At 71.5% G+C, this 2678-nt stretch carries 3 protein-coding genes; all 3 read left to right on the top strand.

Annotated features, from left to right (window positions below):
- On the top strand, nt 1-976 hold a 976-nt coding region (locus V7050_RS20145), incomplete at its 5' end, for a putative bifunctional diguanylate cyclase/phosphodiesterase (RefSeq protein ID WP_324411149.1).
- A 172-nt stretch (nt 977-1148) separates the two neighbouring features.
- Nucleotides 1149-1877: a VWA domain-containing protein gene (locus V7050_RS20140; RefSeq protein WP_324370373.1), complete on the top strand. Its 729-nt coding sequence runs from the start codon at nt 1149-1151 to the stop codon at nt 1875-1877.
- Nucleotides 1874-2527 carry a J domain-containing protein gene (locus V7050_RS20135; protein ID WP_324370375.1) on the top strand — a complete coding sequence of 218 codons (654 nt, stop codon included), beginning with the start codon at nt 1874-1876 and terminating at the stop codon, nt 2525-2527. Before V7050_RS20140 ends, V7050_RS20135 begins: the two co-directional genes overlap by 4 nt.
- Nucleotides 2528-2678: the final 151 nt, after the last annotated feature.

Raw genomic sequence — 2678 nt, 5'->3', positions numbered from 1 at the left:
CGAGGCCCTCGCCGACCGGCTGCTGCGCACAATCGCCAGGCCGATGGATTTCGGCGGGCGGCGCATTTCGGTGCAGGCGAGCATCGGGATCGTCGACCAGCTGACGGCGGAGGCCGCCAGCGCGACGGTGCTGACCCAGGCGGTCGCGGCGCTGCGCCGGGCCAAGCACGACGGGCGCAACCGCTATGCCCTGCACCTGCCGGCCATCGAGACCATCGACCAGGAGCGCAGCCATCTGGAGTTCGATCTGGCCCATGCCCTGCCCGAGGGGCAGATGCATGTGGTCTTCCAGCCCTATCTGAGCCTCGAGACCGGGGAGATCACCGGCGCGGAGGCGCTCTTGCGCTGGCGCCACCCGACCCGGGGCGACATCCGGCCGACGAGCTTCGTCCCCCTCGCCGAGGCGACCGGCTTGATCCTGCCGCTCGGGGCCTGGACCCTGCGCACGGCGCTGGCGATGGCCGCGCGCTGGCCGGAGGGGCTCGCGCTCTCGGTCAATATCTCGGCGCTCCAGTTCCACCAGCCGCATTTCGTGGAGGAGATCGACGCGGCGCTGGCGCGCTCGGGCTTTCCGGCGGAGCGGCTGGAGCTGGAGATCACCGAAACCGTGCTGATGCGGGACAATGCCCAGACCGTCAGCCAGCTCGAGGCGCTGATCGCGCGCGGCATCCGGATCGCGCTCGACGATTTCGGGACCGGCTACAGCGCGCTGGCCTATCTCGCGCGGCTGCCGCATCACCGCATCAAGCTCGACCGCTCCTTCGTGCAGGATCTCGCAAATCCCGCCACCGCGGATCTCATCCGCGCCATCATCGCCTCGGCCCGCGGTCAGGGGGTCGCGATCACCGCGGAGGGGATCGAGACGCCGGCCCAGCTCGAGGCGGTGCGGGCCTTCGGCTTCACCCATGCCCAGGGCTTCGCCACCGGCGCCCCGATCGCGGATCCCACCGAGGCCTTCGGCCGCGTTCCGGCCTGAGGCGTGCCTGCGGCAGGGCCCGTCCCCGGGCTGTCCCCATGAGGACATTCTTCAAGCCATTGTTATAGCTTAATAAAAGTGTTAACGCGCATCCCGCCGGCCCCGCGGGGACGCGGACAAGAGGCTTGCATCGCCGGCACGCGAGGCCAGATGATGCAGGGGAGTGATGACGATGAGCAAGCGCAACGACCTGCCCACGAAGGCCCCGCGCGACACGACGCCGGCCGGGCCGGTTTCGAGCAAGGCCGAGATGGCGGCGTTCCTCGCCGAGGCGCGCCATGCCGGGCGCGGGCCCGCCGGCGGGCGCGGCCGCCTGATCTTCGCGCTCGACGCGACCATGAGCCGCCAGCCGACCTGGGATCTGGCCTGCCACCTGCAGGCCGGACTCTTCGAGGCGAGCGCGCGCGTGGGCGGGCTCGACGTGCAGCTCGCCTATTTCCGCGGACATGGCGAGGCGCGGGCGTCGCGTTGGGTGCGCGACGCGGCCGCCCTGACCGAGGTCATGTCCGGGATCACCTGCCGCGGCGGGCTGACCCAGATCGGCAAGATCCTCGACCATGCGGAGAAGGTGGCGGCGCAGGCGCCGCTGGCCGCGCTGGTCTATGTGGGCGATGCCATGGAGGAGGATATCGACCGGCTCTGCCACAAGGCCGGGCGGCTCGCGCTGCGCAATACCCGCGCCTTCATGTTCCTCGAAGGCGGCGATGCCACGGCCGAGCGGGCCTATCGCGAGATCGCGCGGCTCACCGGCGGCGTGTTCCTGCCCTTCGATCCGCGGGCGGCGGCGGAGTTGCGGGCGCTTCTCGAAGCGATCGGCGCCTTTGCGGCGGGTGGACGGGTGGCGCTGGAGGCCCAGAACTCCACCGCTTCCAGCCGGTTGCTGGCCGATCTTCGACCATGATCGCATGGGCGGGACCGCTGATCGCGCTGCTGGCCCTGGTTTTCGGCGTGATCGCCTTCCTGCGCCTCCCGCCCCGGCCCGCGCTCGGGGCGGCACTGATGGCCGGGGGCGTCGCGCTCGGCGCGCTGCGGCAATTCGCGCTGGCGCTGCCGCTGGCGGCGCTGGGGTTCAGCATCTGGCGTTCGGCACAGCCCCTGGGCGGGGGGCCGAGCCCCGGCCAGATCTCGGAGGTGCGCACGGCCGGTCTCGCCATGACGCTCGATCACGACAGCGGCGCGATGGACGGCGAGGTGCTCACCGGGCGTTTCGCCGGGGCGGAGCTCTCCGCGCTTTCCGCCGAGGAGCTTCAGGCGCTGGTCGCGGAATTCGAGGCGGCGGGCGACGAGGACAGCCTCTCGCTCCTCCTGGCCTATCTGGATCGGCGCGGGAGTGGCGAGGATCCCGACGGCGTGGGCCCGCCGCCGGCGGGCGCCGGCGGGCTCGGCAAGGCGGAGGCCTACCGGATTCTCGGGCTCGAGCCGGGCGCGAGCCTCGAGGAGATCCGCGCCGCCCATCACCGGCTGATGCGCCGGGTGCATCCCGACCTGGGCGGCTCGGACGCGCTGGCGGCGCTGATCAATGCCGCCAAGGAGGTGCTCGATCCGGATTGAGGGTGACCGTCCTTTGAGTTGATATTTTGGAGTCTCCGGCAAGCACGTTGGCGCTCGTCCGAGACGGCGGCGCATTCACTTCGCGGATTTGGCAAGGACAAATCCGCGCGCGCCTGCCTGCCCCCCGGCAGGCGCGACAAGCGCGCCCGCC

The sequence above is a fragment of the Amaricoccus sp. genome (genome assembly GCF_036846665.1).
Lineage (GTDB): Bacteria > Pseudomonadota > Alphaproteobacteria > Rhodobacterales > Rhodobacteraceae > Amaricoccus.
This window is presented reverse-complemented; position numbering and strand designations above follow the sequence as displayed.

What these genes read in the sequence shown, in the direction of transcription:
- V7050_RS20140 (WP_324370373.1), top strand. Translation starts at nt 1,149, where the DNA reads ATGAGCAAGCGCAACGACCTGCCCACGAAGGCCCCGCGCGACACGACG.
- V7050_RS20135 (WP_324370375.1), top strand. Translation starts at nt 1,874, where the DNA reads ATGATCGCATGGGCGGGACCGCTGATCGCGCTGCTGGCCCTGGTTTTC.